Source organism: Pseudomonas sp. BF-RE-22 (assembly GCF_019956155.1).
GTDB lineage: Bacteria > Pseudomonadota > Gammaproteobacteria > Pseudomonadales > Pseudomonadaceae > Aquipseudomonas > Aquipseudomonas migulae.
This window is the reverse complement of sequence record NZ_JAHBDD010000016.1, coordinates 58,232-84,809: the sequence shown is the minus strand read 5'-3', so window position 1 is coordinate 84,809 and position 26,578 is coordinate 58,232. Positions and strand designations below refer to the sequence as shown.

Genomic DNA, 26,578 nt, shown 5'->3' with positions numbered 1-26,578 from the left:
TGTGGCGGTGGTCGCCCCCTCGAGAGGCCGAGCGCAGGTTCTGCGCAGTGGGCAACCCGGCATGGATGCCGGGTTAGCCGCGCACGGCCAAGGATGGCCGATCGCGGCGGGCCCACGGAGCAGGACCGGAGCGAGGGCATGCCGAGCATTAGCGAGGCACCGAACGAAAGGGGCAAGAGCGCTTTGGTTACTTTCGCGCTTTTCGAAAGTGACTCGCCGTAAGGGCGAAACCAATAGCCGCCATCACCGCAGAAACGGATATACACACACCCCTAAAACAATGCCTATCAACGAGCACCCTGCGGCTTATACCCCAACCGCAAACCACCCCAATGCCGCCCCTTGAGCATGATCGGCACCGAAAGATCGTGCATCAACTCCCCCGTGTCCCGCGTATAGGTTTGCAACAAAACAGCCTGTTGATGGCTGCCACAACGAATCCCGGTACGGTCGGCAAATTTGCGTTTGGTGCGGTTTTGCAGCGTATCGACCTGCGCATCACCAGTCAGTGGCTGACTGAAAACCTTGTTATGGGTCGGCACATAACCTTGCTGCGTGCAGGCGATGGCAAACACCAGGCCTTCATGGCGCGGCAGCAACGGTTCCTGAATCGCCGGCAAAACCTTATCGGTGTAGCGGTCGAAACGGGTCTGGTACTTGGCCGGACTGGTGTCAGGAATGGCCTGATAACTGCGGTCGAACAAGTCATCGAGACTGACAAGACCCTGGTCGATATCCGCCTCAAAGCGTGCCGTAATCTGATGCGCGCCTTCGCGGGCCAGGTCATAAATCCGCTGGTGATAGTCATCCAGTCCGACCTCGGCCAGGCGCTCGCTGATGGTTTCAGCCTGACCTTCCATTTGCACCGCGGCTTGCGCCAGACGCTGAGTCTGTTGATCGCTGATCGCCAGATCGCTGCGCATCTGCTCGATGGCGTGAAACAGGCTGTCGAGTTGTTCGCGGTTGGTGTCGGCACCCTTGGCGATTTCGCCGACCTGACTTTCGACGCCTGCCGCCAGGCGGGCAATGTTTTCCAGGTGCTGGCCGGTGTGTTCCACCTGCTGGACACCGATGTCGAGGTCGCTGGACAGCTGCCGGATCTGCTCCACCACTTGCGCGGTGCGTTGCTGGATATCGGCAACCATCTCGCCGACTTCGCCGGTCGCCGTCGCTGTGCGCGCGGCCAGGCCGCGAACCTCGTCGGCGACGACTGCGAACCCGCGACCGTGCTCCCCGGCTCGGGCCGCTTCGATGGCCGCGTTCAATGCCAGCAGATTGGTCTGGCTGGCAATGGACTGGATCACCAGCGTGACCCGCTGGATATCGTCGCTGCGCAGGCTCAGGGCTTCGATCAGCTCACGACTGTTGCTCGCGCGCTGACTGAGTTGATGCATGCGGGTGATGGATTCGACCAGCTCCGTGCGCCCTGCCGCGCTGCTCTGATGCGCTTCGCTGGCGGCACTGAGGGCCGTTCGACTGAGTGTCGAGGTGGCTTGTTCGGTGGCGATCATCACTTCGGCATTGCTGACAATCTGTGCCGCGGCACCGAGTTGCGATTGCAGTTTGTCGGCCAGTTGCTTGACCGAAAAGGCCACGCCGGCGGCCGACAAGGCGTTGTGACTGGTGGTGTAGGAAAGATCGCGAGTCAGTTCGGCGATGGCGCTGGAGTTGTCGGCAGATGGTTCTAAGGGAATGGCACGAGAACGGAGCCGAGGAAGCCAGATAATCAGGACGGCCAACGGCAAGCCAACGTAAAGCGGCCAGCCACCCAGCGTCATGCCGCACAGCAAGAGCATCAGGGCGATGCTTTGCAGCGTCGGCGTCAGCCAGCGGGTCTTCGGTGCAAACACTGGTGCAGGCAATGCCCCAACCAGAGATCCGTCTCTCGTCATCTTCGTCACCCCATGCGTCTTCTAATTGTTGTGACTGCATTAAACGCCACTAGAGGGCCATTATCCATGGTCCATTAGTAGTGGTCGTTGCAGCAGATCAATAGAAGTGCGCGAGGTTTTTCGCAGACGAAAAAAAGCATCGCGGGCAAGCCTTGCTCCTTCAGGAGTGAGGCTTGCCCGCGATGCGGGGCGCTACGAAATCAGGCCTGACGCTGGTGCTTGTCGATCTGTTCGTGACGCTCTTGCGCTTCGATGCAGTACTTGGTGGTCGGACTGATCAGCAGACGCTTCAGGCCAATGGCCTCGCCGCTGTCGTCGCACCAGCCGAAGCTGTCTTCCTTGATGCGCTCCAGCGCCTGTTCCAACTGAGGCAGCATGCGCTGGTCGCGATCGATCGCGTTCACCAGCCAGGTGCGCTCTTCTTCGACAGAAGCTGCGTCAGCCGGATCGGCCGGGGTGTCCAGGCTTTCGATGGCGATGCGGTTCTGTTCGATGCGCTCATGGGTTTCGACTTTCATGTTCTGCAACAGCTCAGAGAAAAAAGCATGTTGCTCGGCATTCATGTAGTCATCCGCCGGCATGGCCAGCAACTTGTCCTTTGTCATTGATATCTCTATAAAAAAACGTGCATTAAGGCGAATTAGGGAGCGTTCCGGCGGACCTGGTCTGGCCATCGGAAAGGCGCCGTTTATTCCAAGCGCCACCCGGCACTCAATTTACGAGGGGCGGCAGTCTAAGGCCGACTTGAGGCCTCAGCAACTGAAAAGACAGCGAATTTGTCCGACAAAGCCCCGAAAGTGCTCTATGTCAGCCTTTACGGTGGTTATCGGAGTGCGTTTATAGCAAGAAATTCAACCGAGCGGCTGTATATAGAAGACAAATGGCCTCAACGGTGGTGTTTACCGAGCACATTTGCAGGGCAATGAACCTCAGCTAAGGTTGTCCTCCCGAAATGGCAAATCTTGAGGAGAGGTTCAATGAAGCTGATCGGCATGCTGGATTCGCCCTACGTGCGACGCGTTGCCATTTCCGCCAAACGCCTGGGCATCGACCTCGATCATCAGTCGGTTTCGGTGTTTCGGCACTTCGAGCAGTTCCAGCAGATCAACCCGGTGGTCAAGGCGCCGACGCTGGTGCTGGATGATGGCGAGGTGTTGATCGACTCGACGTTGATCATCGATTACCTGGAGGCACTGGCCGGACCGGGTAACAGCCTGATGCCAGGCGAGCTGAATCAGCGCCTGCGCTCGTTACGCTTGATCGGCCTGGCGTTGGCAGCCTGCGAGAAGTCGGTGCAGCTTTATTACGAACGCAACCTGCGGCCCGCGGAAATTCAATTCGAGCCGTGGGTGGAACGGGTCGAGGGGCAATTGGCGGCCGCGTATTCGGCACTGGAGCGGGAGCTGGAACTGCAACCGTTGAAGACTGACGGTTCGATTGATCAGGACGGGATTACATTGGCGGTGGCCTGGAGCTTTACCCGTCTGGTGGTGCCGGATCAGGTGGATGCCTGGCAGTTTCCGCTGATCAGTGCGTTTACCGCTTATGCCGAGGGGCTTGAGGCATTTATGAGTACACCGATTGAATAGTGTTGCACCTGACAGCAGGAGAACGCGGTCTACTGTAGGAGCGAGCCTGCTCGCGATTTTTTATGCATTGCACAGGAGCTACTTGCGTTTGTAGCTCTTATTACCGCTGGGTGTCAGGCAATACACCCCGCCTCGTGGGCCGGTGCAAAACGAACCTGAGCCGCAGGTGCAACCATCGGAGCTCTGCAATAAGGTTTGCGGGCGAGCCTGGCTTGAACCGCCATAACGTGCCGAGCAGCTTTTCTTCGAGGCGCTGATAGAGCCGTCATTACACAGGAACAGGTCGCCATCACAGCGATCGATACCGCCCTTCTTCCCCGAACACGGAGTGTTTCCCGCCCAGGCACTCCCGCTGATGACACACAGCAACAACACAACAATCGACATCCCGCCACGGCGAATCAAAGTGCGCACAGTCGAACTCCCTTTCAAGGTTATGGCCAGATGATATCAACGTTCCGGGCCGTCCCATGAGCCACATGAAAGTTAATTTAAAAAGTCGCCGGCATTTCTTGGCAGAATGCCCACACACTTGCCTTGAACTGACTATCAGGTCCGCCCTATGACCCGCATCTTGACCATCGAAGACGACGCCGTGACCGCCCGGGAGATCGTCGCCGAACTGAGCAGCCACGGCCTCGACGTGGATTGGGTCGACAATGGCCGTGAAGGTCTGGAGCGCGCGGTCAACGGCAACTATGACTTGATCACCCTAGACCGCATGTTGCCCGAGCTCGATGGCCTGGCGATTGTCACGACGCTGCGGACCATGGGTGTGGCGACGCCGATCCTGATGATCAGCGCCCTCTCCGATGTCGATGAACGCGTGCGCGGTTTGCGCGCCGGCGGTGACGATTACCTGACCAAACCGTTTGCCACCGATGAAATGGCCGCCCGTGTCGAAGTGCTGCTGCGCCGGCAAAACACCGTGACCGCCCAGGCCACCACGCTGCGGGTCGCGGACCTGGAACTGAACCTGATCAGCCACGAAGCCAGCCGCGACGGCCAGTTGCTGACGCTGTTGCCCACCGAGTACAAGTTGCTGGAATTCCTGATGCGCAACACCGGGCAGATTCTGTCGCGGATGATGATTTTCGAAGAGGTCTGGGGTTATCACTTCGACCCCGGCACCAACCTGATCGACGTGCACATCGGCCGCCTGCGCAAGAAGATCGACCCGCCCGGCAATGTCCCACTGATTCGGACCGTGCGAGGCTCGGGTTATGTCATTGCCGAACCCCTCTAAAGGCTGGCGCTCTTCCAGCAGCCGGTTGCTGGCGCTCTACAGTTCGCTGTTTGTGCTCTGGAGTGGGATTCTCATGGGGGTCATGTATTACGAGGTGTCCGCCTACCTGGACAACCTGGCCAAGCACTCGCTGATGCAACGTCAGCATTTGTTCTCGCGTTTTTCCGGCGAGCAACTGCTGGACGCCCTCGCCGTCAGCATGACTTTCGACATTCGCGGCATCGACGCCTACGGCCTGTTCGATGCCGAGCATCGCTACCTCAACGGTGCCCTGCGCCACATTCCTAAAGGTTTGCCGCTGGACGGCAAGATCCACATGCTCAGCGACTGCGCCGACTCCGATGACCCGACGCTGCCCGCCGACAGCTGCGACGCCGTGGCGACCCAGACACGGGACGGTCGCTGGCTGATTCTGGTGCGCGACAACGGTTCGCTGTTCGCCGTGACCCGCATCATTCTGCACGCGTTGCTCTGGGGCGTGACCCTGACCATTTTGCCGGGCATCGTCGGATGGCACCTGTTGCGCCGTCGACCGTTGCGACGCATTCGCGGGATTCAGGCCAGCGCCGAGGCCATCGTCGCCGGGGATCTGACCCGACGCCTGCCGCTGTCCAATCGCCGCGACGAACTGGACATGCTCGCCGCCATCGTCAACGCCATGCTCGAACGCATCGAGCGTTTGATGAACGAGGTCAAGGGTGTATGCGACAACATCGCCCACGACTTGCGCACGCCGCTGACCCGCTTGCGGGCGCAGTTGTACCGCATGCAGCAACAGGCTGGCGAAGGGTCGGCAGAAGCGACACAACTCGATTCGGTGCTCGCCGAAGCGGATACGCTGATGGCGCGTTTTCGCGGGTTGCTGCGGATCTCCGAGCTGGAGGATCGCCAGCGGCGTTCCGGTTTTGTAGAGCTGGATCCGGTGCCGTTGTTGCAGGAGCTGCACGACTTTTATCTGCCGTTGGCGGAAGAAGGCGAACTGACGTTCAAGCTGCAATTGCCTGACACTCTGCCGCCGCTGAACGGCGACCGGGCGTTGTTGTTCGAGGCGGTGGCCAACCTGTTGAGCAACTCGATCAAATTCACGCCGCCGGGGGGCGAGGTGATTTTGCGCGGGATCAACGAAGGCGGGCATACGCGGATCGAAGTACTCGACTCCGGCCCCGGCATTGCGCTGGCCGAGCGCGAGGCGGTGTTTCAGCGCTTCTATCGCGCCGAGGGCGGCAATCAGCAAAGCGGCTTCGGGCTGGGCTTGTCGATCGTCGCGGCGATTGTCAGCCTGCATGGGTTTACGCTTGAAGTGGCTGACAGCGAATCGGGCGGCGCACGGTTGGTGCTCGATTGCCGGCAGAGCCTGATTGCCCAGACTTGACACAGCCCCCCCTGTAGGAGCCGGCTTGCTGGCGATGGCGATTTTGCGGACGCCTTCGCCGGCAAGCCTGGCTCCTACAGGATCGGGGGATGTTCGGGATTTTGGATTAACGCGAAACCTGTAGGAGCCGGCTTGCCGGCGATGGCGATTTCACGGACGCCATCGCCAGCAGGCTGGTTCCTACAGGGGATCGGGTTTACACGGGGTGGTTGGCCCGCAGGGCTTGGAGGCCACCCTGGTAAATTCCGGCAAACAACGCCGCCACTTCTTCCTCGGTCACACCGACCGGTGCAAACCGCCCCGACCAGGTCACCCGGGCGCCCTCGCCCTGCGCTTCAACGCGGATCGTCGCCAGGTAATCAGTCGCCGGAAACGGTGCCTGCAAAATCGAGTAGCTATATGTCTTCCCGGCGTTATCAAACGACTCAAGCCGTTCCACCACTACCGCGCCATCGGCGGTTTGCAGACTGCGCACCCGTCCGCCTTCGCTCAGTTCGCTTTTGGGAATGAACGGCAGCCAGTCCGGCAACGAGTTGAAGCCGCCGATCAATTGCCAAACCTTGTCGGCCGAAGCCGGGATGTCGATAAACGCTGATGCAGTTGCCATGCAGTCCTCTCTCCTCAATCAAAAAATTCAGATCGCCAGGCTGTCGACGACACCGCCGTCGACTCGAAGGGCGGCGCCGGTCGTGGCCGATGACAGCGGTGAAGCGATGTAAGCCACCAGGTTGGCGACTTCCTCCACGTCCGCCACGCGCTGGATGATCGACGTCGGCCGGGCCTTGCGCACGAACGCATCGGCTTCTTCGCGCACACTGCGCCCCGATTCGGCCGTGGCATCCTTGAGCATCTGCTCCAGACCATCGGTCAACGTCGGGCCTGGCAGGATCGCATTCACCGTCACGCCCGTGCCCGCCAGCCGTTTGGCCAGGCCATGAGACACCGCGAGGTTGGCGCTTTTGGTCACGCCGTAGTTGAGCATGTCCGCCGGGATCGCAATCCCGGATTCCGAGGACAGGAAAATCACCCGGCCCCAGCCCTGCTTGACCATGTCCGGCACGTAATGCCGTGACAGGCGCACACCGGAGATCACGTTGACCTCATAGAACCGCGTCCACTCGCTGTCCGGCGTGTCGAAGAAATCCACCTCGTTAAAGATCCCGAGGTTGTTCACCAGAATGTCTGCTCGTGGCTCGGCGGCGAACAACTGCTCGGCGCCTTCGGCGGTGCCGAGGTCCGCGGTCAGGCCGCGCAGTTGCGCGCCCGGCACGCTCTGGCGGATGCTCGCCAGCGCTTGCTCGACCTTGGCCGTCTCGCGGCCGATCACCACCACCGTCGCACCGGACTCGGCCAGTGCCTTGCTGATGCCTAGGCCAATACCGGCGGTGCTGCCGCTGACGATGGCGAGTTTTCCAGTCAGATCGATCTTCATGCTCAAACTCCTGCGAGGGGTAATGGAGCGCGTTCGGACACCAGTTTCGCGTCGCGCATGGCTTGCCAGAATGCAGCGGGAATGACGGCTGACAACGCAGCCACATCTTCAGCAATCCGGTCCGGACGGCTGGAACCTGGAATCACGGCGGCAACGGCCGGGTTAGCGAGGGAGAACTGCAATGCAGCGGACTTGATGTCGACGCCGTGGGCCGCCGCGATGCGTTTGATCTGCTCGACTTTATGGATGATCGCCGGGCTGGCCTTCTGGTATTCGAAATGCGCACCGCCGGCCAGAATCCCCGAGCTGTAGGGACCACCGACCACGATCTCGACGTTCTGCGCCAGCGCGGCATCCATCAGGCGTTGCAGGGCACGGTCGTGATCAAGCAGCGTGTAGCGACCCGCCAGCAGAAAACCGTCCGGCTGGGCTTCGGTCAGGTCGAGGGTCAGCTCACACGGCTCGACCTTGTTCACGCCCAGGCCCCATCCCTTGATCACGCCTTCTTCGCGCAAACGGGTCAACACTTTGAACGCGCCGGTGCGGGCCTGGTTGAAGTATTCCAGCCATTGATCACCGTAGAAGTCCTGCGCGATGTCGTGGACCCAAACGATGTCCAGACGATCGGTTTGCAGACGCTTGAGGCTGTCTTCGATGGAACGCATCGTCGCGTCGGCGCTGTAATCGTTGACGATCTTGTTCGGGCGGCCGTGTTCGAACACGCCGCTCTTCTCACCCAGATCACGGGAGGCTGCGTCTTCGACTTCATCCAGAATCACCCGCCCGACCTTGCTGCTCAGCACATAATCGTCGCGGTTGTATTGGGCCAGTGCAGCACCGAGGCGAATTTCCGACAGGCCCGAACCGTAAAACGGTGCGGTGTCGAAATAACGCACGCCGGCATCCCAGGCCGCGTGCACGGTGGCCAGCGCTTCTTCTTCAGGGATGGCGCGGAACATGTTGCCCAATGGGGCGGTACCGAAGCCCAGCGCGCCGGGCAGTTTGTCTTTCAAACTCATGAAAAAAGTCCTCTCGAATGTCTCGTAAACCTGTAGGAGCCGGCTTGCTGGCGATTGAAGCGACTCGGTGTGCCTGACAGGACGCCATCGTCGGAACGCCGCCCGCAGTAAGCTGGCTCCTACAAAGAGCGGTGTTTGCTTTACCGTTGAGCCAATCCTAGATTGCGAGGATCGGACCGTCCAAGACATAATGCGCAGCACTTGAGTCCCTATAGGTCTGACATGATCGACATTCGCCAATTGCGCTACTTCGTCGCCGTCGCCGAAGAAGAACACGTCGGTCGCGCCGCCGAACGCCTGCACATTTCCCAATCGCCCCTGAGCCGGCAGATCGCCCAGCTTGAGGAACGCCTGGGCCTGACCCTGTTCGAGCGCAGCCAGCAACGCATCCGCCTGACCCGCGACGGCCAGACCTTTCTGGCTGAAACCCGCGCCCTGCTGACCCACGCCAATCGCCTGGAATCCCTCGGCAAACGCCTGGGCCGCGGTGAAGAAGGCGGCCTGTGCATCGGCTACATCGAAAACGCCATGCACGCCGGCGTCTTGCCCAATGCCCTGCGCGTGCTGCGGGTCGACCGGCCGAACGTGCACGTCGCGCTGTACAACCTCAGCTCCGCCGAACAACTCGAAGGCCTGCGTCAGCGTAGTCTCGATATCGCACTGGTCAGCGAACCGCCCGTCGCCGACGATCCGGACCTGCTGGGTTTTCAGGTGCTGGACGACCCGATGCTGCTGGCGCTGCCCGAGCATCATCCGCTGGCCTTGCAAGCGGAACTGACCCCGGCAGATCTGGCCGATCAGGAATGGATCGGCGTGCAACACCGCCAGAACTGCGCGAGTCGCGACGACTTCGTCAGCGCCTGCATCCGCGCCGGTTTCACCCCGGACATCCGCATGGAGGCGACTGAGCCGTTCACCGCGCTGGGGCTGGTGGCGTCGGGGCTGGGGATCGCGATGATTCAGAAAGGTTTGAGCCGCAATGCACCGCCGGGTGTGGTGCTGCGGGAGGTGCCGTGGATTTCATTTACCACGCCGCTGTGGGCGGCGTGGCATCGGGTGAATTTGCGGCCGTTGGTGGAGACGTTCAGGAAGGTGCTGACTGAGCCATAAGCAAGGGGGGATGATCAGAATACCCGTCCGCCAAACGCGACCCATGTAGGAGCCAGGCTTGCCGGCGAAGGCGATCTCATGAACGCCTTCGCCGGCAAGCCTGGCTCCTACAGAATCGCGGGATGTACAGGTATGAGAGGTTCACACCAAACCTGTAGGAGCCGGCTTGCTGCGGGCGGCGTTCCGACGATGGCGATTTCATGGACGCCTTCGCCGGCAAGCCTGGCTCCTACAGAATCGTGGGATGTTCAGGTATGGGGGTTCACACCAAACCTGTAGGAGCCGGCTTGCTGCGGGCGGCGTTCCGGCGATGGCGATCTCATGGACGCCTTCGCAGGCCAAGGTTTGGTGCTTTACTGGAAAGACCCCGCCCCCTGCGAGTAGCCCCGCCATGAACCGCAATGACCTGCGCCGCGTGGACATGAACCTGCTGGTGATTTTCGAAACCCTGATGTTCGAAAAGAACCTGACCCGGGCCGGGGAAAAGCTGTTCCTCGGCCAGCCTGCCGTCAGCGCTTCACTGGCCAAGTTGCGTGATCTGTTCGATGACCCGCTGCTGGTGCGCAACGGTCGTGTGCTGGAGCCGACCCAGCGCGCGCTGCAGATTCTGAAAGAGTTGCAGCCGGCGATGGACACCATTTCCGGCGCGGTCAGCCGGGCCAAGGATTTCGACCCGGCCACCAGCCGCGACGTGTTCCGCATCGGCCTGTCCGACGACGCCGAGTTCGGCCTGTTTCCGCCGCTGCTCAAGCAGATCCGCGAAGAGGCGCAGAACGTCGTGGTGGTGGTGCGGCGGGTGAATTTCCTGCTGATGTCGTCGATGCTCGCCAGCGGTGAGATTTCCGTCGGGATCAGCTACACCACCGAATTGCCGGCCAACGCCAAGCGCAAGAAACTGCGCGACCTGAGCGTGAAGATCCTGCGCGGTGACAGTCGGCCCGGCGTCCTGACGCTGGATGATTACTGCGAGCGGCCGCACGCGCTGGTGTCGTTTTCCGGGGACCTGACCGGGGCCATCGACAATGACCTGGCGCGCATCGGCCGTTCACGCCGCGTGGTGTTGGCCGTGCCGCAGTTTGCCGGGCTGCGCGCCTTGCTGGCCGGCACCGACATGCTCGCCACGGTGCCGGATTACGCCGCGTGTGCGCTGATCGAAGGCAGCAGCCAGTTACGCGCCGACGACCCGCCGTTTGACATCAACCTGTCCGAACTGTCGATGGTCTGGAACGGGGTCAACGATAACGATCCGGCAGAACGTTGGTTGCGCGCGCGAATTGCCCAACACATGTCGGCGCCACTGCCGGGGGGGTGAGCGAATTGAAATCCGGATCGGTCTCGCGCAGGAAGATCGGCAGGTCCGTCATCGGCGGCATGGCCGGAATATCGAAGTACATCTGGATCACCCAGCCACGGTGATAACTGGCGTGGTTGACCACGTGCAGCAGCATCGCGCCGGCGCTCATGGTGCCGCTTTCGCCCGAGACGAACGTGAACTCCAGGGGTTTATCCAGCGAGGCGTCGGTCTGGCGTTCGCTCCAGTCGCAGTACCAGTGATCGATGTCTTTTTGTGCCATGCGCAGATCGGCGAGATCGGGATGCAGCAGATCGTGCGAAGTCTTGAAGCCGTGCCCCCGGCCTTCGAGGTGGGCCTGCCAGATGCAGTCCACGACGTAGATGTGGTTCAGCGTGCCAATCATGTTCTTGAACACCGAGACCCGTTCTTTGTTGACCTCGCCCGGTGGCAAATCGGCCAGGCTGTCAAAGAGACGCTGATCGGCCCAGCGTTTGTAATCGGCCAGCATGCGGGCTGTGCGTACGTTAATCATCAGAGGTCTCCCATTGTGATGGGCGCACTGCAAAGCATAGTCCTCGTGAGGCGTGGCAGCTCAAACGCTGATCATCGGTCGCCCAGTGCCTGCGTTACCCGCTCGGCGAGCGCCAGGCAACTGGTCAGCCCCGGCGATTCGATGCCGAACAGATTGACCAGCCCGGGCACGCCATGCGTGGCGGGGTCGCTGATGATGAAGTCGGCGGCGGGTTCTGTCGGGCCGGTGATTTTCGGGCGGACACCGCTGTAGGCCGGTTGCAGGCTGTCATCGGGCAAGGCGGGCCAGTAACGCCGAATGGCCTCGTAGAAACCATCGGCACGGCGCGGATCGACGCGGTAATCGATGTGATCAACCCACTCGACATCCGGTCCGAAACGCGCCTGACCACCCAGATCGAGGGTCATGTGCACCCCCAGCCCCGCGCTCTCCGGTGCCGGATAAACCAGGTGCCGGAACGGCGCGCGGCCGCTGAAACTGAAATAGCTGCCCTTGCACAAACGAGCCGTTGGCACGTGCTGCGCCGACAACCCCTCAATGCGGCTCGCCACCTGCGCGGCGGACAACCCGGCGCAATTGATCAACTCTCGACAGCTCAAGGTCATCGGCTGGACGCCGCCCATCTGCAATTCGAAACCGTGTTCACTGCATCGGGCCGACATCAGTGGCGTATGAAACGCCATCGACGCTCCGGCGGCCTCGGCGTCCGCCTGAAGCGCCAGCATCAGGGCATGGGAATCGACAATCCCGGTAGAGGGCGACCAGAGCGCGGCGACGCAGGACAGCGCCGGTTCCAGGTCACCGGCCTGGTTGGCATCCAGCCATTGCAAGTCATCGACACCATTGCGGGCGCCCTGCTCCAACAACTTCTGCAACGCCCCGCGCTGGTCATCATCAGTGGCGACGATGAGCTTGCCCAGTCGCTGATAACCGACGCCACGCTCATCACAAAAGGCGTAAAGGCGCTGTTTGCCCTCCACGCATAATTGCGCCTTGAGGCTGCCGCTCGGGTAATAGATGCCGGCGTGGATCACTTCCGAATTGCGCGAACTGATGCCCACGCCAATGCCCTCGCCGGCTTCGACCAGAATCACTTCGCGCCCGCTGCGGGCCAACGCTCTGGCCACCGCCAGCCCGACTACGCCGGCTCCGACCACCACGCATTCGATATCGACGTTCACCTGTCCTGAGCTCCTTTTCAACGATCAAAACGTGCCGGGATAACTGCCGCCGTCCAGCAGCAGATTTTGCCCTGTCAGGAAACCCGCGTGGGCGCTGCAGATGAATGCGCAATAGGCGCCGAACTCATCGGGCTGGCCAAAGCGCTGGGCCGGAACGTTTTTGCGCCGCTGTGCGCTGATGCTCTCGACGCTGGCACCATTGGCCTCGGCGGCGGCGCTCAGGGTTTTGTGCAGGCGCTCGGTCTCGAACGGGCCGGGCAACAGATTGTTGATCGTGACGTTGTGCCCGGCCAGTCGCGACTGCCGCGCGAGCCCGGCGATAAAACCGGTCAGGCCGCTACGGGCGCCGTTGGACAGGCCCAGCACATCGATCGGCGCCTTCACCGCACCGGAGGTGATATTGACGACGCGCCCAAAACCACGCTTGGCCATGCCATCGACACAGGCCTTGATCAGCTCGATGGGCGTGAGCATGTTGGCATCCAGCGCCTTCAACCAGTCTTCGCGTTGCCAGTCGCGGAAGTCACCCGGCGGCGGGCCTCCGGCGTTATTGATCAGGATGTCCACCTGCGGGCAGGCCGCCAATACTTGTTCGCGGACGGCCGGCTCGCTGATGTCGCCGGCCACCGTGCGCACTTCGATGCTCGGCGCCAGGCCACGTAATTCTGTGGCGGCGGCTTGCAACGTTTCGTCGCCACGGGCGTTGATCACCAGGTTCACGCCCTCCTTCGCCAAGGCTCGCGCACAGGCCAGCCCCAAGCCCTTGCTGGCGGCGCAGACAATCGCCCAGCGACCCGATATGCCCAATTCCATGACGATGCTCCCGACGGTTCGAAAACCTTAAGTTACCACCGTGCGCCGTCGGGATACCCCAGGGAATCAGGCTTGTTCGGCAATTCAATTGTTCCGGATTATCACGAGTGAAAACGACTGACAGAAATAACAGGTCAATCCATGCCGATGCCAACAGCGGAGCGGATCCAAACACGCGCATTGAAATGATTGTGTGTGCGGCAAGGAACTCCTGACGGCCGCCGCGCATCCTAAATTATGTGGTACTTCCATTACGCTTTCAGAGGACACCGTCATGCGCCGTCTGATCATCATTTCTTCCCTTGTGTTGTGCGTACCCTTCGGCTCGGCTTTCGCGGATGTGGATGCGGGCGATGTGGCCACCTCGGCCGGGGTTTCCGCTTCGCTGTACTCGACGTTCAAGGACGACAAACTCATGATCCCCGCCCGGGATGATGCCTCCAGCTTCGTGGCCAGTGGCGGTGCGATTCGTGGGGTGTATCTGGAGTCGGTCATGCAGCAGATCCGCCAGGACAATCCCGGACTGAACGCCAGCGATGAAGATCTCGCCAGAGCGATTCTGATCCAGGACGGTGCCGCTGCCGGGCAATGAAGGCTGAAACATTCGCGGTGGGGCTTGTGACACCTGACCAGGCGTTTACGGCCCTGCTTCGCTTGCCGGCTACTTTGCGCTTTCAGCGGATGAACGCGCCCATCCGGCAACGAGTTGTGCGTTGATGCTGACGCCACCGCACACCACGATCACCACGTCATGGGCATCGGCAATTGCCGGGTGGTCCAGATAGCCGATTGCCAACGAAACACCGCACGCCGGTTCAACCAGCTGGCGCAAATCGTTGGCATACCGCACCACGCCCATGATCGCTTCGTCATCGCCGAGCACCACGCATTGGTGAGGAAAATCGAGGATGTGTTGCACCGGCCAGGCGGCCACTTGAGCCGCGCCGAGCGAGGTGGCAACGGTGTCGATGCGCGAAAGCCTGACCGGATGCCCGGCCTTGATCGCGGCCGAAAAAGACGCCGCACCCATGGTTTCGCAGGCGATGATGCGGCAATCCATACGGCCATGCCGAATCAATCCAGTGAGAATGCCTGCCAGCAAACCACCGCCCCCCACCGACGTCACCAGCGTGTCGACTTGAGGGCAGTCCTCGAGAATCTCATCGATCATCGTGCTGTGCCCTTCCCACAACACCGGATGATCGAAGGCCGGCACATATTCGGTGTCTGCCCCTTTTGAAAGCTCCTTCGCCCGCTGATTGGCGTCGTCCCAGACCTTGCCGTGAACGATCACTTCGGCACCGGTTTTGCGAATCCTCGCGCGCGTGCTTTCCGGGGTGGTGTGTGGCACCACGATGCAGGCTTGCAACCCCAGGCTGGCCGCCGCGACAGCGGTGGCGAAACCGGCGTTGCCACCGGAAGGACAGACCACCTTGCGCTTGCCCTCGGCCTTTGCCTGGCTGCACAACAGCCCCATGCCGCGCAGTTTGAACGAGCCGCTGGGTTGCAGGTTTTCCAGCTTGAGCCAGATCCGCCGAGTGGGGGTCGACAAACCCGGGTGCAGGATCAGGGGGGTTCTGATGTGAAGCATGTTGGGTTCCTCGGGCGCGCACCGACGGATCGAGTTCTTCAACCAGCCGGTGTTGCACGGTCCTTATCCAAGCTTAGATCACCCTGGCCCGAGCTTGCTGTTTCAACGATAACGCGGTGCCGCCGTGGAGTTGCCGAACAAGCCCGACAAGGTTTTGCGCTGGGCTTCGTAACGATCCCACTGCTCGCCATCGTGCAGGCCCGGAATGGTCACCACTTCCCCGCTCGCAAGCCCCACCAGCGCGGCGTCGACCATGTCCTCAGCGGACATCACGATCTCCTGAGGCAGGTTTTCCACCGGGTTGCCGGCCTCGCTCCAGAAGTCAGTCGCAGTGGCGCCGGGCAGCACGGCCTGGATACGGATGCCTTTATCCGCCAATTCGTGGTGCAGCGATTGGCTCAGGCCCATCACAAATGCCTTGGTCCCGCCGTACACGCCGTTGAGAATTTCCGGCGCAATTGCGACGATCGAGGAGATGTTGATCACGGTTCCGGTGCCACGGGCGACGAAGCCTGGCACAACCGCGTAGGCCAGGCGCATCAGCGCGGTGACGTTGAGGGTGATCATGTCTTCCATGTCATCCACCGGGCTGCCCAGCAGCGGCATCACGGCGCCGACCCCGGCGTTGTTGACCAGCAATGTAATGCTGGCGTCGTTACGCAGAATGCCTTCAACCCGGCGCAGATCGGCCCGGTTTTTCAGGTCGGCGGCGACCACTTCCACGGCACGCCCGGTTTCGTTGCTCAGGTGATTGGCCAGGGCGTTCAGTTTGGCCTGGCTGCGGGCGACCAGAATCAAGTCATACCCCTGACGGGCGAGACGGTCGGCGTAGACCGCGCCGATGCCGGAAGAAGCGCCTGTGATCAGGGCGGTGCCTTTGGACGAGAGAGCCATGTTCAGTTTCCTTCACAGTGAGGCGAGGTGTTCGCCGGGTGTGAACAGTTATAAATTGACTGACGCTTGTCTCAAATGACGTTTAAAGTACGTTTTCAGGACATATCCTTTTGAGGAGCCGGCAATGACTTCCGTAGCGTTTGTGGTGTTTGAAGGCTTCCAGTCCATGGCGCTGGCGGCGATGCCAGTGTTCGAATACGCCAACTTCAGCGCTGGCGAGACGCTTTATACGGTGAGTGTGGTGTCCGAAGACGGCCGCACCCTGCGCGCCTCCGGTGGTTTGAGCGTTGGCACCGAGGCGTTTGGTGAACGGGTGTTCGACACGGTGATCGTGGTCGGCGGCGATGCCATTCTCGAGCAGGCGCCCGAGGGGGTATTGAATTACCTGCGCGGCAGCATCAAGACCGCACGACGCACGGCGTCGATCTGTTCCGGTGCCTTCGTGTTGGCCCAGGCGGGTTTGCTGGAAGGACGGCGGGCGACCACGCATTGGGCGTACGCACGGGAACTGCAGGCGCGGTTTCCGTCGATCAAAGTGGAAGAGGATCGCATCTACGTGGTCGACGGTTCGATCTGGACGTCCGCCGGGATGACCGCCGGTATCGACCTGGCGCTGGCCATGGTTGAAAAGGATCACGGTGCCGAACTCGCCCGCGCCGTGGCGCAGAAACTGGTGATGTACCACCGGCGCGCGGGCGGCCAGTCCCAGCACTCGGCGCTGCTGGAGCTGGAGCCGAAATCCGACCGCATCCAGACCGTGCTCGGTTATGCCCGCGAACACCTTGCCGAAGCGTTGTCGGTGGAACACCTGGCGGACGTGGCGAGCCTCAGCCCGCGCCAGTTCAGCCGGGCGTTTCGCGCCGAAACCGGGCAGTCGCCAGCCAAAGCCATCGAAAACCTGCGCCTGGAAGCGGCTCGGCAGATGCTGGAACGCGGTCGGTTGACCCTCGATCAGATCGCCACCGAAACCGGTTTTAGCGACCGCCGGCGCATGCGTGAAGCCTTCCTCAGAGCCTTCGGCCAACCGCCACAAGTCATTCGCCGCAACGCCCGAGCCGAGGTTCTGTAGGAGCCAGCTTGCTGGCGATTGACCCTTGAGGCAGGTGGTGATTTTGAAAATGCCATCGCCAGCAAGCCGGCTCCTACAGGGTCCGGGACAACTCTCGCGATCCTCGGTCACACACTATTTGTAGGAGCCGGCTTGCTGGCGATTGGCCCTTGAGGCAGACGGTGATTTTGAGAGCGCCATCGCCGGCAAGCCGTCTCCTACAGGATTCGGGGCAACTCTCACGATCCTCGGTCACACACAAATTTTGTAGGAGCCGGCTTGCTGGCGATTGGCCCTTGAGGCCGGCGGTGATTTTGAGAACGCCATCGCCAGCAAGCCGGCTCCTACAATGAATGGTGTATTCGTTGAATGTGCGGGGTGACTATGAAGATCTCGGCCAGACTGGCGTTTTTCGCCATTGTCAGCACCCTCGCCTACCTCGGGCTCGCCGTATGGGGGCTCGGCGGGTGGGCCGCTTTTTTCTCTCACGGGGCGCTGGTGGTGGTTGTGTTGGCGACGCTGCTGATGACGGTCGCAGCGCTGTTCACCGAGGTCAACCTCAGCTCCGGCGAACGTGAAGACCGGGCCAATCGCTGGGTGCTGCCGGCCTTCGGGGTGATCGGGATAGCGAGCGGTTTTCTACCCGCCTACACCGACCGGATCGACTTCTGGACCTTCGGCGGTGAAGGCGTGCGTTGGCTCGGGGCGCTGGTGTTCATCATCGGCGGTGCATTGCGCATGTGGCCGGTGTTTGTGCTGGGCAAGCGCTTCAGCGGACTGGTGGCGATTCAGCCGGGGCATCGCCTTGTGACAGAGGGGATTTATCGCCGTTTGCGCAACCCCAGCTATTTGGGGATGTTGGTGATTGCGGTGGGTTGGGCGCTGGCGTTTCGTTCGGGCGTTGGCCTGTTGCTGGCAGCGCTGACGGTGATCCCGCTGATTGCCCGCATCCACGCGGAAGAGGCGCTGCTGCGGGCGCAGTTTGGCAGTGAATATGAGGCGTATTGCAGCCGTAGCTGGCGGTTGATTCCTGGTCTCTATTAACGACATCGTTCCTGTAGGAGCCAGCTTGCTGGCGATGGTGTGTCAGTCGACATCGATGTGGCTGATAGACCATCGCCAGCAAGCTGGCTCCTACAGGGGATGGTGTTGTTACAAAGGAAGCAGGCGGACCTGGCCGTCGGGGTCAACCTGGACGGTGACCGAGTCATAATCGACCATCGTCGCATGCGGCGTTTCGATCGGATGATCGTGAGTCGAGGTAATGATCAACAGATCTGCCCCTGCGGCTTGCGCGGCGAGAATGCCGACCGTGGCATCTTCGAAGATCAGGCAATCAGTCACTTCGACACCTAACCGCCTGGCCGCCAAGCGATAACCCGCCGGATCGGGTTTGCCGGCGCTGACGTCTTCCGCCGTGACCATCACCGCAGGCTCGGGAATCCCCGCCGCCGCCATCCGGCGAAGCGCGAGCGCTTTGGGCGCAGAGGTCACGATGGCCCACTGGCTGGCCGGCAGCGACGTCAGGAAATCCGCCGCCCTGCGCACCTCGACAATTCCCTCGACATCATCGATTTCCGCTTGGGTAATCCACGCTGCTTCAGCCTCGGCATCGACACCCGGCAATGCCTGACGGTTGATGGTGTCAATGGCCCGGACGCCGTGAATGGTCGGCAGAAAAGACTCGACATCCACGCCATGGCGCAAGGCCCAGTCGGTCCAGATGCGCTCGGCGGCGGCGATGGAATTGAGGACGGTGCCGTCCATATCGAACAGAAAAGCGCGATAAGGCTTGTTTAAAACCGATGGTTGAGCTGACAAGGATGAGCGTCCTTTTGCAAGAGCCGGGCGAGTTTTGCCGAGCAATGTAGCATTGGCTTGTCCGCCGCGTGTTGTTTCAGCCAACCGTCTTCGACTTCAACGCACTTTCCACGCAATCGAGCAACTGCCCAAGCGCCCAGGGTTTCTTGATGAACGACACCTCATGCCGCACGCCAGACGTTTGCGGCGTTTCGAAGCCGGACATGATCATGATCGGCTTGCCCGGCCAGCGGTCTCCGAACTGATTGGCCAGATCGGCACCGTTGAGTTTGCCGGGCATGGTGATGTCCGTCAGCAGCAACACCACCTTGTCTGCGTGCTGCTCCAGGTAGCCCGCCGCAGCATCCGCACTGATCTTCGGTTCGACGGTGAAACCCTCCTCCTGAAGAACTTCGCAGAGAAACTCCAGGATCAGCGGGTCATCTTCAACCACAAGAATCAACCCGCCTGGAAGGTTCTCGCCCGCCGTCGATACTGGACACATGACTTTGCCACTCCCTGATTGCCGAATGAATTCGCGGGCTCAAATCCGCTGCCTACAGGTATGAGCAGCGGACTCGGCGGAAATTCATTTTTGATACAGGGAGTCGACGAAATCAGGCGTCCTGCAAAATCAGATCGGCGCCTTTCTGGAATGCAAAAACCTGTAGGAGCGAGCCTGCTCGCGAAGACGGCTTAAAATTCAACATCACTGTTGACTGACCTGACGCCTTCGCGAGCAGGCTCGCTCCTACAGGGGATCGGGCTGTTTTGGCTTACTGCGACATGTTGTCCTTTTTCATGGCGTCCTTGGACATGGCATCTTTTTTCATCCCGTCCTTGGACATGGCATCTTTCTTCATCGTGTCCTTGGACATGGAATCCTTTTTCATCATCGAGTCTTTTTTCATAGCGTCCCTGGACATCGAATCTTTGCTCATGCTGTCCTTGCTCATGCCATCACTGGTTGTCGTCTCGGCGGCAAACACGCTGGCGGCACCTACGGCGAGGCACATGGACAATACGACGGTGGTCAACTTTTTCATGATGAAACTCCTTGAAGCACAGGTTGCGATTGAACGCAGCGTGAGCCGCGCGGTGAAGTTGGCGAGCGCCGTCAGCTGCCACCGAACCAGTTGTAGCCCTGGTCTTCCCAGTAGCCGCCGCTGTAGGTGTTGCTGACGAAAATCGCCTGAATGTGTTTGGGGTTCTTGTAGCCGAGCTTGGTGGGCATGCGCAGCTTCATCGGGAAGCCGTATTCGCGCGGCAGCACCGCGCCGTCATAGGTCAGCGCCAGCAACGTCTGTGAGTGCAGCGCGGTGGCCATGTCGATGCTGGTGTAGTAATCGTCGGCGCATTTGAAACCGACATATTTGGCATCGGTGTCGGCTCCGACCCGTTTGAGGAAATCGCTGAACCGCACGCCGCCCCAGCGCCCGATCGCGCTCCAGCCTTCGACGCAGATATGCCGGGTGATCTGTTCGTTCTGCGCCATCGCGCGCAGCTCTTCGAGGCGCCAGCTGCGCTTGTCGGCGACCAGGCCGGTGACTTCCAGCCGATAGCTTTCTTCCTCAACGGTCGGTGCCTCGTCGATGCCGTAAAACGCGTTGAAGGGGAACGGCCGGGTGATCATTGATGCCGGATAGGTCGGTGCCAGTGCATCGGGATTGAACAGCCAGCCCTGCACCCGATCGTTGAACCGTGACATGGATGACAACGCAGTCTCGACGCTTTCGTTGTCGGTCAGGTTGCAGCCCGACAACATGGCCACGCCGCCGAGGGTTAGCCCACGCATCAGGAACGAACGGCGCGAGCGGTCTTCGATCTGTGGCGCAATGATTTTCCGGGCGTCTTTGAGGATGGATGACTCATCCAGGCCTTCGATGGGCTTTTTCATACGGGCTCCTTGCGACCGATAATCATGGCCAGCAGCGTTTTGGGAACGAGCGCGACCATCACCAGATGCACCGCGACAAACGCCACCAACAGCGCCATCGCGATGAAATGCACATGCCGCGCTGCTTCGTAACCACCGAGTAATTCACGCAACAACGGAAACTGGACGGACTTCCACAACACCAGCCCGGAGACCACCAACAGCGTGATATCGAGCATCACAAACAGGTACGCCAGCCGTTGCACCTGGTTGTAATGACTCAGGTCGGCATGCCCCAGTCGCCCGCGCAATGCGGCCCACAGGTCCTGCAGAACACCTTTGGGCGACACCGGGAAGAAGCGTCGAGAGAGACGACCGCTGGCGAGGTTGATGATCAGGTAGACAAGGCCATTGATGGCGAGAAACCACATCGCCGCGAAATGCCATTGCAACGCCCCGCCGAGCCAGCCGCCCAGCGTGATGCCTTTCGGGAAACTGAAGTCGTAGAGCGGCGATGCGTTGTAGATGCGCCAACCGCTGGTGACCATGACCAGCACCGCCAGGGCGTTCAGCCAATGGGTCAGGCGCAGCCAGCGCGGATGGGATGAAGCAGGTATCGGCGACATGATCGGCTCCCGGCGGTTGTTGTTATTCGTTGGAGCCGAGTATGGGAGCCGACAGATCGCCAAATCCTCACGTAAAGTTAAATTAACCGTGATAACTCAGGCCCCTGCTCCCACAGGGAATTGGGTTGTCAGCCCAAGGTCTGCATTTGTGGTTAAAATGCCGCCCCCTCAAATGACCGACACCGCCCGATGAACTCAGATGCGCTCACCACCCTCCACGACCATCTGCTGACCGCCCTTGCCGCGGCACCCGCAGAAACCCGCCGACTGTTCCACGGTCGCGGACGGTGCTGGCCGGGGCTGGAGCAATTGACCGTCGACTGGCTGCAAGGCGTGGTGCTCGTGTCATTGTTCAAGGAGCCGGAAGCGGCACAGCTGGAAGCGCTGAAACAGCGGTTGATGGCGCTCACTCAATCGCCGGCGTGGGCGACATCCGGCGCGCATACGTTGGCGCTGCAACATCGCTACCTGCTGCAAAGCACCACCGAATGGCTGGTCGGGGAAGTCATCGATGACATGACCATCACCGAGGGAGGCCTGCGTTATCGCGTGGACCTGGGCCGCAAGCAGAACACCGGGCTGTTCCTCGACATGCGTTACGGCCGCGACTGGGTGCGCGCCAATGCCGAGGGCAAGCGCGTATTGAACCTGTTTGCCTACACCTGCGGTTTTTCCGTGGCGGCCATCGAGGGCGGTGCCGAACATGTGGTCAACCTGGACATGTCCAGCCCGGCCCTGAACCGTGGCCGCGACAATCACCGGCTCAACAGCCACGACATGAGCAAGGTGAGTTTCCTCGGCCACGACCTGTTCAAGTCCTGGGGCAAAGTGATCGGTAAAGGCCCTTATGACCTGGTGATCATCGATCCGCCGTCCTTCCAGAAAGGCAGTTTTCTGCTGACCAAGGATTACCAGCGCGTGCTGCGTCGGTTACCGGAGTTGCTCACGCCACAGGGCACGGTGCTGGCCTGCATGAACGACCCGGCGTTTGGCGCGGATTTCCTGATTGATGGCGTCATGCGCGAGGCGCCGAGCCTGCGGTTCGAGCAACGGCTGGAGAATCCGCCGGAGTTTCCGGATGCGGATGTCGAGTGCGGGTTGAAGGCGTTGGTGTTTCGGCAGTAACACCGAGTTGCCCCCATCGCGAGCAGGCTCGCTCCCACATTGGAATGCGGTCAAATGTGGGAGTGACGGTGCGACGATTCGACCTGCTCGCGATGGGGGCCTGACAGGCAATAAATCTCTGTGATTTGCCGGTCAACGCGGCTGCAACACCAACGCAAACAACTCCCCATGCCCGTTCACGTTGAGCTTGTGATAGACGTTGCGCCGATGCACTTTCACCGTTTCCGGCGAGATCCCCAATTGCTGGGCAATCGCCTTGCTTGAAAAGCCCTGAAGAATCAGGCGCGCCGTTTCGATTTCACGCACCGTCAAACGCGCATCAAAGCGATCCAGCAACGTCGCCAGGTCCCCGGCCACGGCTTCGGCAACCGGGCCTTCTGGCGGCATCAATTGCAGGTGACGCCGCATCGCCGCCAGCACCCAGTCACGCACACAGAGCAGACGGCCCTGCTCTTCCAGGGTAAAACGCGTCGAACGGCCGAGTGACAAACCGAGCACTGAATCTTCGACGTTGATCATGAACTGCAACTCGTCGTCGCCCACCACCGAGCGAAAGTAACTCAGGTAGTACTCGCTCTGCTGAAACTGGTCCGGCGCCAGCGATTCGAGGCTGTGCAAGCCATCGGCAATGCCTGCACACGCGGCCTGATAAAACGGATCGAGCAGGTACATGCCGGCGCTGTAACCGGCCAGTTCCTCATGCTCGTCGGCGCTGCCCTTGGCGTCGAAATCGATCAGCAGGCGCGGCACTCGCCCCGGCCTCATCACCGCAACCAATGCGTTGTCCAGCGGCACCAGCAACCGCAGCGTGTCGACCAGTGCGCGCCAGAAACCGTCCCGGCCCAACGCGCCAAACACCCGCGCCAGGCCCTGATGCACCGGCAACTCTTTCAGCAACGCGTCCACGCTCTACCCCTTTCGAGTAACCCATGATGGGAATGGGTGAGTCCCCGGCCTGCCGATACGCTGCAAGCACCTGTTCATCACCGGCCTGCAGCAGGCCAGGAGTGCCGCATCATGAGTCGTCGCCTTCAACAGATCAATCTCGGGCTGAGCGCCTGTTTGTGCGTTTCGCTGTCGGCGTTGGCTGCCGAAGGCCCGACGGTTCACGTTTACAACTGGTACGACTACATCGGCCCCAACACCCTGCACGACTTCAAGCGCGACACCGGGATCGAGCCGGTTTACGACACCTTCGACAGCGCCGAAGTGCTGGAAGGCAAACTGCTCACCAGCCGCAGCGGCTACGACGTGGTGGTGGCCAGCAACTTCAGCCTGCCGACCCTGATCAAGGCCGGCGCCCTGGCACCATTGCCCCACGGGCAGATGCCGGACTTCAAAAACATGGATGCTGACCTGCTGGCGAAACTGGCCAACAACGATCCGGGCAATCAGTACGCCGTGCCGTATCTGTGGGGCACCAACGGCATCGGCTACAACGTCGATAAAGTCCGCGCCGCGCTGGGCGACAAGGCACCGGTGGATTCCTGGGAGCTGGTGTTCAACGAAGCCAACCTGGCCAAACTCGGCCAGTGCGGCGTGGCCATGCTCGACTCGCCGTCGGAGATGCTGCCGGTGGCCCTGCACTACCTCGGCCTGCCGCCCAACAGCACCAATCCCGAGGACTACAAGAAGGCCGAAGCGCTGCTGCTCAAACTGCGTCCGCACATCGCCTATTTCAACTCGTCGAAATTCATCAGCGACCTGGCCAACGGCAACATCTGCGTCGCGGTGGGTTGGTCCGGCGCGATGCTGGAAGCCAAGACCAACGCCGAGCAGGCCAACAATGGCGTGAAGATCGCCTACAGCCTGCCGAAGGAAGGCGCGCCGGTGTGGTTCGACACCCTCGTGTTGCTCAAGGACGCGCCGCACCCGCAGCAGGGTCTGGCCTTCATCGACTACCTGATGCGCCCTGAAGTGATTGCCCCGGTCAGTGATCACCTCAACTACCCCAACGGCAACCGTAGCGCCACGTCGCTGGTGGCCGAAGCGACTCGCAATAACCCGGCGGTGTACCCGTCCGCGCAAGCCTTGGCCACGTTATTCACCCTCCAGCCGCTGCCGCCGGCTACCGAACGCGTGCGTACGCGGATCTGGAGCAAGGTCAAAAACGGTCAGTGAACCCGCTTTTGTAGGAGCCGGCTTGCTGGCGATGGCGTCCTCAAGAGCGCTTCGCCAGCAAGCCGGCTCCTACAGGTTCGAATGCCTCCAGTTATTTTTCTGCCAGGAATTGAAGATGAGAGAAACAATGAAACCACGTGCCCGCGACCTGAACCTCCAGTTCGGCCAACTGCAACCCGGCCCGCTCAATGCCATCACCGATGTGCCCGGCGTGCGGGTCGGCCACAGTGATGTGCGAGGTCGCACCGCCAACGGTCGCGACATCCTGACCGGCGTCACCGTGATCGAGCCGCGTGCCGGTTCCACCAGCCAGCAACCGTGTTTTGCCGGCGTCCATGTGCTCAACGGCAACGGCGACGCCACAGGTCTGGAATGGATCCGCGAAGCGGGCCTGCTCACCAGCCCGATCGCCTTCACCAACACCCACAGCCTGGGCGTGGTGCGCGATGCATTGATTGTGCTGGACCGCGAACAGCAACCGGACGACGGGCGACTTTACTGGAACATGCCGGTGGTGCTGGAAACCTTCGACGGCTTGCTCAACGACATCAACGGTTTCCACGTCAAACCCGAGCACGTGGCCCAAGCCCTGCGCACGGCGACAAGCGGGCCGGTGAAAGAAGGTGCGGTGGGTGGCGGCAGCGGCATGATCTGTCACGAATTCAAAGGTGGCATCGGCACCGCTTCGCGACGTTTGAATGCCGGCCAGGGTGGTTGGACAGTGGGCGCCATCGTCCAGGCCAACCACGGTATCCGCAACGAATTACGCGTCGACGGTTATCCGGTCGGGCGCTATATGGAAAAGGCTGATTCGCCATTCCTCAAGGCATCGCTGCCGCATCCGGGCATGGGTTCGATTGTGGTGTGCCTGGCCACCGATGCACCGTTGCTGCCACATCAATGCACCCGCCTCGCCCAGCGCGCCAGTCTCGGTCTGGCGCGGACCGGTGGCGGTAACGAAGACCACAGCGGCGATATCTTCATTGCCTTTGCGACCGGCAACGATGTGCCACCGGCTGCTTATGAGAGCAAGAAGGCGCCGACAACCGAGAACCTGAGCATGGTCAACAACGACCACATCAGCGAGTTGTTCCTTGCCGCTACCGAAGCCGTGGAAGAAGCAATCATCAACGCCCTGCTGGCCTGCGACACCGCCGAGGGCAATGGCCATGCGGTGCCGGGGCTGGACGCCGAAACACTGCTCAACGCCTTGCGCCGTGCGGGCTGGCCGGGACGCGACTAGCGGTACTTGAGTGCCAAACTCCATCTTCCTACGATGATTCTACGCAGCCGTTTGTTTGCTCAACTCGAGCGGTTGCGTAGGTGGTGAGTGATCTGAACCCCTACCAAGCTCACCGCCTGTTTCACGTGCATCTTGAGCCTCAAGGGCTCTACTTTTTCCCCATCAAAGAGCCCTGAGGCTCTTTTTTTTGCACGGATGACAGACCAGAAAAAGCCCGGTATCTGACCGTAGTAATGCTGTTCAATTGTGATTTTTTTGGATTGGATGGGGGGCATATCCGTTGCTGCGGTGATGCTGCTATTGGTTTCGCTTTTACAGCGAGTCACTTTCGAAAAGCGCGAAAGTAACCAAAGCGCTCTTGCCCCTTTCGTTCGGTGCCTCGCTATGGCTCGGCATACCCTCGCTCCGGTCCTGCTCCGTGGGCCCGCCGCCATCGGCCATCCATGGCCGGGGGCGGCTAACCCGGCATCCATGCCGGGTTGCCCACTACGCAGAACCTCCACTCGGCCTCTCGAGGGGGCGACTACCGCCACAGCCGCCGAGGCGGCCTGAAAGCCGACCTGGCTCTCTGTTCGAACGCGTTGTCTTCTCGGCTGCGCTCACCCATTCCGAATCTGTACACCGCCCCCTGTAGGAGCCGGCTTGCTGGCGATGACGTCCGTTCAGCCAATACATGCGTCGACTGACTCACCGCTATCGCCAGCAAGCCGGCTCCTACAAGGGATTGGGTTCACACGATTCAAAATTGTAGGAGCCAGCTTGCTGGCGATGGAC

Annotated in this window: 28 protein-coding genes; 11 read left to right on the top strand and 17 right to left on the bottom strand. The window is 61.0% G+C overall.

The genetic code is table 11. The features are described from left to right. Positions 1–287: 287 nt before the first annotated feature. Entirely contained in the window at positions 288–1,511 is a 1,224-nt protein-coding gene (locus KGA82_RS11015) for a methyl-accepting chemotaxis protein (RefSeq protein ID WP_411737645.1), read from the bottom strand. Positions 1,512–2,092: 581 nt separating this feature from the next. After that, positions 2,093–2,497 carry a TraR/DksA family transcriptional regulator gene (locus KGA82_RS11010; protein WP_007907888.1) on the bottom strand — a complete coding sequence of 135 codons (405 nt, stop codon included), beginning with the start codon at positions 2,495–2,497 and terminating at the stop codon, positions 2,093–2,095. A gap of 372 nt (positions 2,498–2,869) precedes the next feature. Between KGA82_RS11010 and KGA82_RS11005 the strand changes: the two genes are divergently transcribed. After that, the gene (locus KGA82_RS11005) at positions 2,870–3,481 is read left to right on the top strand and encodes a glutathione S-transferase (protein WP_223450342.1); all 612 of its coding nucleotides are present in this window, start codon (positions 2,870–2,872) and stop codon (positions 3,479–3,481) included. Positions 3,482–3,559: 78 nt separating this feature from the next. Here KGA82_RS11005 and KGA82_RS11000 read toward each other — a convergent pair whose 3' ends face one another. Further along, positions 3,560–3,895 carry a hypothetical protein gene (locus tag KGA82_RS11000; protein ID WP_223450341.1) on the bottom strand — a complete coding sequence of 112 codons (336 nt, stop codon included), beginning with the start codon at positions 3,893–3,895 and terminating at the stop codon, positions 3,560–3,562. 148 nt (positions 3,896–4,043) lie between these two features. Here KGA82_RS11000 and KGA82_RS10995 point away from each other — a divergent pair, with 148 nt between their 5' ends. Together KGA82_RS10995 and KGA82_RS10990 are read left to right on the top strand one after the other, a co-directional pair. Next, positions 4,044–4,727, top strand: coding sequence for a response regulator transcription factor (locus KGA82_RS10995; protein ID WP_008028105.1), 684 nt, complete (start codon positions 4,044–4,046; stop codon positions 4,725–4,727). Further along, positions 4,705–6,099 carry a sensor histidine kinase gene (locus tag KGA82_RS10990; RefSeq protein ID WP_223450340.1) on the top strand — a complete coding sequence of 465 codons (1,395 nt, stop codon included), beginning with the start codon at positions 4,705–4,707 and terminating at the stop codon, positions 6,097–6,099. The genes KGA82_RS10995 and KGA82_RS10990 overlap by 23 nt, the downstream gene beginning before the upstream one ends. A gap of 196 nt (positions 6,100–6,295) precedes the next feature. Here KGA82_RS10990 and KGA82_RS10985 read toward each other — a convergent pair whose 3' ends face one another. The 3 genes from KGA82_RS10985 to KGA82_RS10975 are packed head-to-tail and all read right to left on the bottom strand — an operon-like array spanning position 6,296 to position 8,550. After that, positions 6,296–6,706 (bottom strand): SRPBCC family protein, encoded by a 411-nt coding sequence (locus KGA82_RS10985; protein ID WP_223450339.1) that lies wholly within the window; start codon positions 6,704–6,706, stop codon positions 6,296–6,298. Positions 6,707–6,733: 27 nt separating this feature from the next. After that, positions 6,734–7,531 carry an SDR family NAD(P)-dependent oxidoreductase gene (locus tag KGA82_RS10980; RefSeq protein ID WP_192417519.1) on the bottom strand — a complete coding sequence of 266 codons (798 nt, stop codon included), beginning with the start codon at positions 7,529–7,531 and terminating at the stop codon, positions 6,734–6,736. A gap of 2 nt (positions 7,532–7,533) precedes the next feature. Beyond that, the gene (locus KGA82_RS10975) at positions 7,534–8,550 is read right to left on the bottom strand and encodes an aldo/keto reductase (RefSeq protein WP_223450338.1); all 1,017 of its coding nucleotides are present in this window, start codon (positions 8,548–8,550) and stop codon (positions 7,534–7,536) included. Between the two features lie 222 nt (positions 8,551–8,772). Between KGA82_RS10975 and KGA82_RS10970 the strand changes: the two genes are divergently transcribed. Next, positions 8,773–9,660: a LysR substrate-binding domain-containing protein gene (locus KGA82_RS10970; RefSeq protein WP_008043535.1), complete on the top strand. Its 888-nt coding sequence runs from the start codon at positions 8,773–8,775 to the stop codon at positions 9,658–9,660. Positions 9,661–10,051: 391 nt separating this feature from the next. Further along, positions 10,052–10,972 (top strand): LysR substrate-binding domain-containing protein, encoded by a 921-nt coding sequence (locus tag KGA82_RS10965; RefSeq protein ID WP_008043533.1) that lies wholly within the window; start codon positions 10,052–10,054, stop codon positions 10,970–10,972. Here the strand turns inward: KGA82_RS10965 and KGA82_RS10960 are convergent. The 3 genes from KGA82_RS10960 to KGA82_RS10950 form a co-directional block, all read right to left on the bottom strand. Then, the gene (locus KGA82_RS10960) at positions 10,893–11,486 is read right to left on the bottom strand and encodes a DinB family protein (protein WP_192496277.1); all 594 of its coding nucleotides are present in this window, start codon (positions 11,484–11,486) and stop codon (positions 10,893–10,895) included. The two genes, KGA82_RS10965 and KGA82_RS10960, sit on opposite strands and share 80 nt — an antisense overlap. Positions 11,487–11,557: 71 nt before the next feature. Next, positions 11,558–12,667: an NAD(P)/FAD-dependent oxidoreductase gene (locus tag KGA82_RS10955; protein WP_223450337.1), complete on the bottom strand. Its 1,110-nt coding sequence runs from the start codon at positions 12,665–12,667 to the stop codon at positions 11,558–11,560. Positions 12,668–12,691: 24 nt separating this feature from the next. After that, complete coding sequence (locus KGA82_RS10950; protein WP_223436867.1) at positions 12,692–13,480, bottom strand: SDR family oxidoreductase; 789 nt, start codon at positions 13,478–13,480, stop codon at positions 12,692–12,694. A gap of 274 nt (positions 13,481–13,754) precedes the next feature. Between KGA82_RS10950 and KGA82_RS10945 the strand changes: the two genes are divergently transcribed. Next, positions 13,755–14,072, top strand: a complete 318-nt coding sequence (locus KGA82_RS10945) for a DUF2388 domain-containing protein (protein WP_008043507.1) — start codon at positions 13,755–13,757, stop codon at positions 14,070–14,072. Positions 14,073–14,141: 69 nt separating this feature from the next. On the opposite strand, the gene KGA82_RS10940 is transcribed toward KGA82_RS10945, so the two are convergent. Together KGA82_RS10940 and KGA82_RS10935 are read right to left on the bottom strand one after the other, a co-directional pair. Beyond that, positions 14,142–15,071, bottom strand: coding sequence for a pyridoxal-phosphate dependent enzyme (locus KGA82_RS10940; RefSeq protein ID WP_008034623.1), 930 nt, complete (start codon positions 15,069–15,071; stop codon positions 14,142–14,144). Between the two features lie 102 nt (positions 15,072–15,173). Beyond that, positions 15,174–15,965, bottom strand: coding sequence for an SDR family NAD(P)-dependent oxidoreductase (locus KGA82_RS10935; RefSeq protein ID WP_223450336.1), 792 nt, complete (start codon positions 15,963–15,965; stop codon positions 15,174–15,176). A gap of 124 nt (positions 15,966–16,089) precedes the next feature. On the opposite strand from KGA82_RS10935, the gene KGA82_RS10930 reads away from it, so the two are divergent. Both KGA82_RS10930 and KGA82_RS10925 read left to right on the top strand, forming a co-directional pair. Next, the gene (locus tag KGA82_RS10930) at positions 16,090–17,034 is read left to right on the top strand and encodes a GlxA family transcriptional regulator (RefSeq protein ID WP_223450335.1); all 945 of its coding nucleotides are present in this window, start codon (positions 16,090–16,092) and stop codon (positions 17,032–17,034) included. A gap of 363 nt (positions 17,035–17,397) precedes the next feature. Continuing rightward, positions 17,398–18,057 (top strand): methyltransferase family protein, encoded by a 660-nt coding sequence (locus KGA82_RS10925; protein WP_008043500.1) that lies wholly within the window; start codon positions 17,398–17,400, stop codon positions 18,055–18,057. Between the two features lie 108 nt (positions 18,058–18,165). Here KGA82_RS10925 and KGA82_RS10920 read toward each other — a convergent pair whose 3' ends face one another. The 5 genes from KGA82_RS10920 to KGA82_RS10900 form a co-directional block, all read right to left on the bottom strand. After that, on the bottom strand, positions 18,166–18,834 hold the full coding sequence (locus tag KGA82_RS10920) for an HAD-IA family hydrolase (protein ID WP_223450334.1): 669 nt from the start codon (positions 18,832–18,834) through the stop codon (positions 18,166–18,168). A gap of 76 nt (positions 18,835–18,910) precedes the next feature. After that, on the bottom strand, positions 18,911–19,318 hold the full coding sequence (locus tag KGA82_RS10915) for a response regulator (RefSeq protein WP_223450333.1): 408 nt from the start codon (positions 19,316–19,318) through the stop codon (positions 18,911–18,913). Positions 19,319–19,589: 271 nt separating this feature from the next. Then, on the bottom strand, positions 19,590–19,859 hold the full coding sequence (locus KGA82_RS10910; protein ID WP_223450332.1) for a pentapeptide MXKDX repeat protein: 270 nt from the start codon (positions 19,857–19,859) through the stop codon (positions 19,590–19,592). 71 nt (positions 19,860–19,930) lie between these two features. Beyond that, complete coding sequence (locus tag KGA82_RS10905; protein WP_223450331.1) at positions 19,931–20,710, bottom strand: molybdopterin-dependent oxidoreductase; 780 nt, start codon at positions 20,708–20,710, stop codon at positions 19,931–19,933. Further along, positions 20,707–21,315: a cytochrome b/b6 domain-containing protein gene (locus tag KGA82_RS10900; RefSeq protein ID WP_223450330.1), complete on the bottom strand. Its 609-nt coding sequence runs from the start codon at positions 21,313–21,315 to the stop codon at positions 20,707–20,709. The genes KGA82_RS10905 and KGA82_RS10900 overlap by 4 nt, the downstream gene beginning before the upstream one ends. A 189-nt stretch (positions 21,316–21,504) precedes the next feature. On the opposite strand from KGA82_RS10900, the gene KGA82_RS10895 reads away from it, so the two are divergent. Continuing rightward, positions 21,505–22,440: a class I SAM-dependent methyltransferase gene (locus KGA82_RS10895; protein WP_223450329.1), complete on the top strand. Its 936-nt coding sequence runs from the start codon at positions 21,505–21,507 to the stop codon at positions 22,438–22,440. 132 nt (positions 22,441–22,572) lie between these two features. Here the strand turns inward: KGA82_RS10895 and KGA82_RS10890 are convergent, their stop codons facing one another. After that, positions 22,573–23,346, bottom strand: coding sequence for a helix-turn-helix transcriptional regulator (locus tag KGA82_RS10890; protein WP_207286512.1), 774 nt, complete (start codon positions 23,344–23,346; stop codon positions 22,573–22,575). A gap of 111 nt (positions 23,347–23,457) precedes the next feature. Between KGA82_RS10890 and KGA82_RS10885 the strand changes: the two genes are divergently transcribed. Both KGA82_RS10885 and KGA82_RS10880 read left to right on the top strand, forming a co-directional pair. After that, complete coding sequence (locus KGA82_RS10885) at positions 23,458–24,561, top strand: polyamine ABC transporter substrate-binding protein (protein WP_223450328.1); 1,104 nt, start codon at positions 23,458–23,460, stop codon at positions 24,559–24,561. A gap of 127 nt (positions 24,562–24,688) precedes the next feature. After that, complete coding sequence (locus tag KGA82_RS10880; protein ID WP_192417500.1) at positions 24,689–25,804, top strand: P1 family peptidase; 1,116 nt, start codon at positions 24,689–24,691, stop codon at positions 25,802–25,804. Positions 25,805–26,578 lie beyond the last annotated feature (774 nt).

Bases quoted from the DNA above. Each gene is read 5' to 3' on its own strand.
- KGA82_RS11005 (WP_223450342.1), top strand. From the start codon at position 2,870: ATGAAGCTGATCGGCATGCTGGATTCGCCCTACGTGCGACGCGTTGCC.
- KGA82_RS10990 (WP_223450340.1), top strand. From the start codon at position 4,705: ATGTCATTGCCGAACCCCTCTAAAGGCTGGCGCTCTTCCAGCAGCCGG.
- KGA82_RS10885 (WP_223450328.1), top strand. From the start codon at position 23,458: ATGAGTCGTCGCCTTCAACAGATCAATCTCGGGCTGAGCGCCTGTTTG.
- KGA82_RS11010 (WP_007907888.1), bottom strand. From the start codon at position 2,497: ATGACAAAGGACAAGTTGCTGGCCATGCCGGCGGATGACTACATGAAT.
- KGA82_RS10980 (WP_192417519.1), bottom strand. From the start codon at position 7,531: ATGAAGATCGATCTGACTGGAAAACTCGCCATCGTCAGCGGCAGCACC.
- KGA82_RS10965 (WP_008043533.1), top strand. From the start codon at position 10,052: ATGAACCGCAATGACCTGCGCCGCGTGGACATGAACCTGCTGGTGATT.
- KGA82_RS10895 (WP_223450329.1), top strand. From the start codon at position 21,505: ATGAACTCAGATGCGCTCACCACCCTCCACGACCATCTGCTGACCGCC.
- KGA82_RS10945 (WP_008043507.1), top strand. From the start codon at position 13,755: ATGCGCCGTCTGATCATCATTTCTTCCCTTGTGTTGTGCGTACCCTTC.
- KGA82_RS10960 (WP_192496277.1), bottom strand. From the start codon at position 11,486: ATGATTAACGTACGCACAGCCCGCATGCTGGCCGATTACAAACGCTGG.
- KGA82_RS11015 (WP_411737645.1), bottom strand. From the start codon at position 1,511: ATGATCGCCACCGAACAAGCCACCTCGACACTCAGTCGAACGGCCCTC.
- KGA82_RS10940 (WP_008034623.1), bottom strand. From the start codon at position 15,071: ATGCTTCACATCAGAACCCCCCTGATCCTGCACCCGGGTTTGTCGACC.
- KGA82_RS10905 (WP_223450331.1), bottom strand. From the start codon at position 20,710: ATGAAAAAGCCCATCGAAGGCCTGGATGAGTCATCCATCCTCAAAGAC.
- KGA82_RS10985 (WP_223450339.1), bottom strand. From the start codon at position 6,706: ATGGCAACTGCATCAGCGTTTATCGACATCCCGGCTTCGGCCGACAAG.
- KGA82_RS10915 (WP_223450333.1), bottom strand. From the start codon at position 19,318: ATGTGTCCAGTATCGACGGCGGGCGAGAACCTTCCAGGCGGGTTGATT.
- KGA82_RS10900 (WP_223450330.1), bottom strand. From the start codon at position 21,315: ATGTCGCCGATACCTGCTTCATCCCATCCGCGCTGGCTGCGCCTGACC.
- KGA82_RS10950 (WP_223436867.1), bottom strand. From the start codon at position 13,480: ATGGAATTGGGCATATCGGGTCGCTGGGCGATTGTCTGCGCCGCCAGC.
- KGA82_RS10975 (WP_223450338.1), bottom strand. From the start codon at position 8,550: ATGAGTTTGAAAGACAAACTGCCCGGCGCGCTGGGCTTCGGTACCGCC.
- KGA82_RS10910 (WP_223450332.1), bottom strand. From the start codon at position 19,859: ATGAAAAAGTTGACCACCGTCGTATTGTCCATGTGCCTCGCCGTAGGT.
- KGA82_RS10925 (WP_008043500.1), top strand. From the start codon at position 17,398: ATGAAGATCTCGGCCAGACTGGCGTTTTTCGCCATTGTCAGCACCCTC.
- KGA82_RS10880 (WP_192417500.1), top strand. From the start codon at position 24,689: ATGAAACCACGTGCCCGCGACCTGAACCTCCAGTTCGGCCAACTGCAA.
- KGA82_RS10970 (WP_008043535.1), top strand. From the start codon at position 8,773: ATGATCGACATTCGCCAATTGCGCTACTTCGTCGCCGTCGCCGAAGAA.
- KGA82_RS10935 (WP_223450336.1), bottom strand. From the start codon at position 15,965: ATGGCTCTCTCGTCCAAAGGCACCGCCCTGATCACAGGCGCTTCTTCC.
- KGA82_RS10995 (WP_008028105.1), top strand. From the start codon at position 4,044: ATGACCCGCATCTTGACCATCGAAGACGACGCCGTGACCGCCCGGGAG.
- KGA82_RS10930 (WP_223450335.1), top strand. From the start codon at position 16,090: ATGACTTCCGTAGCGTTTGTGGTGTTTGAAGGCTTCCAGTCCATGGCG.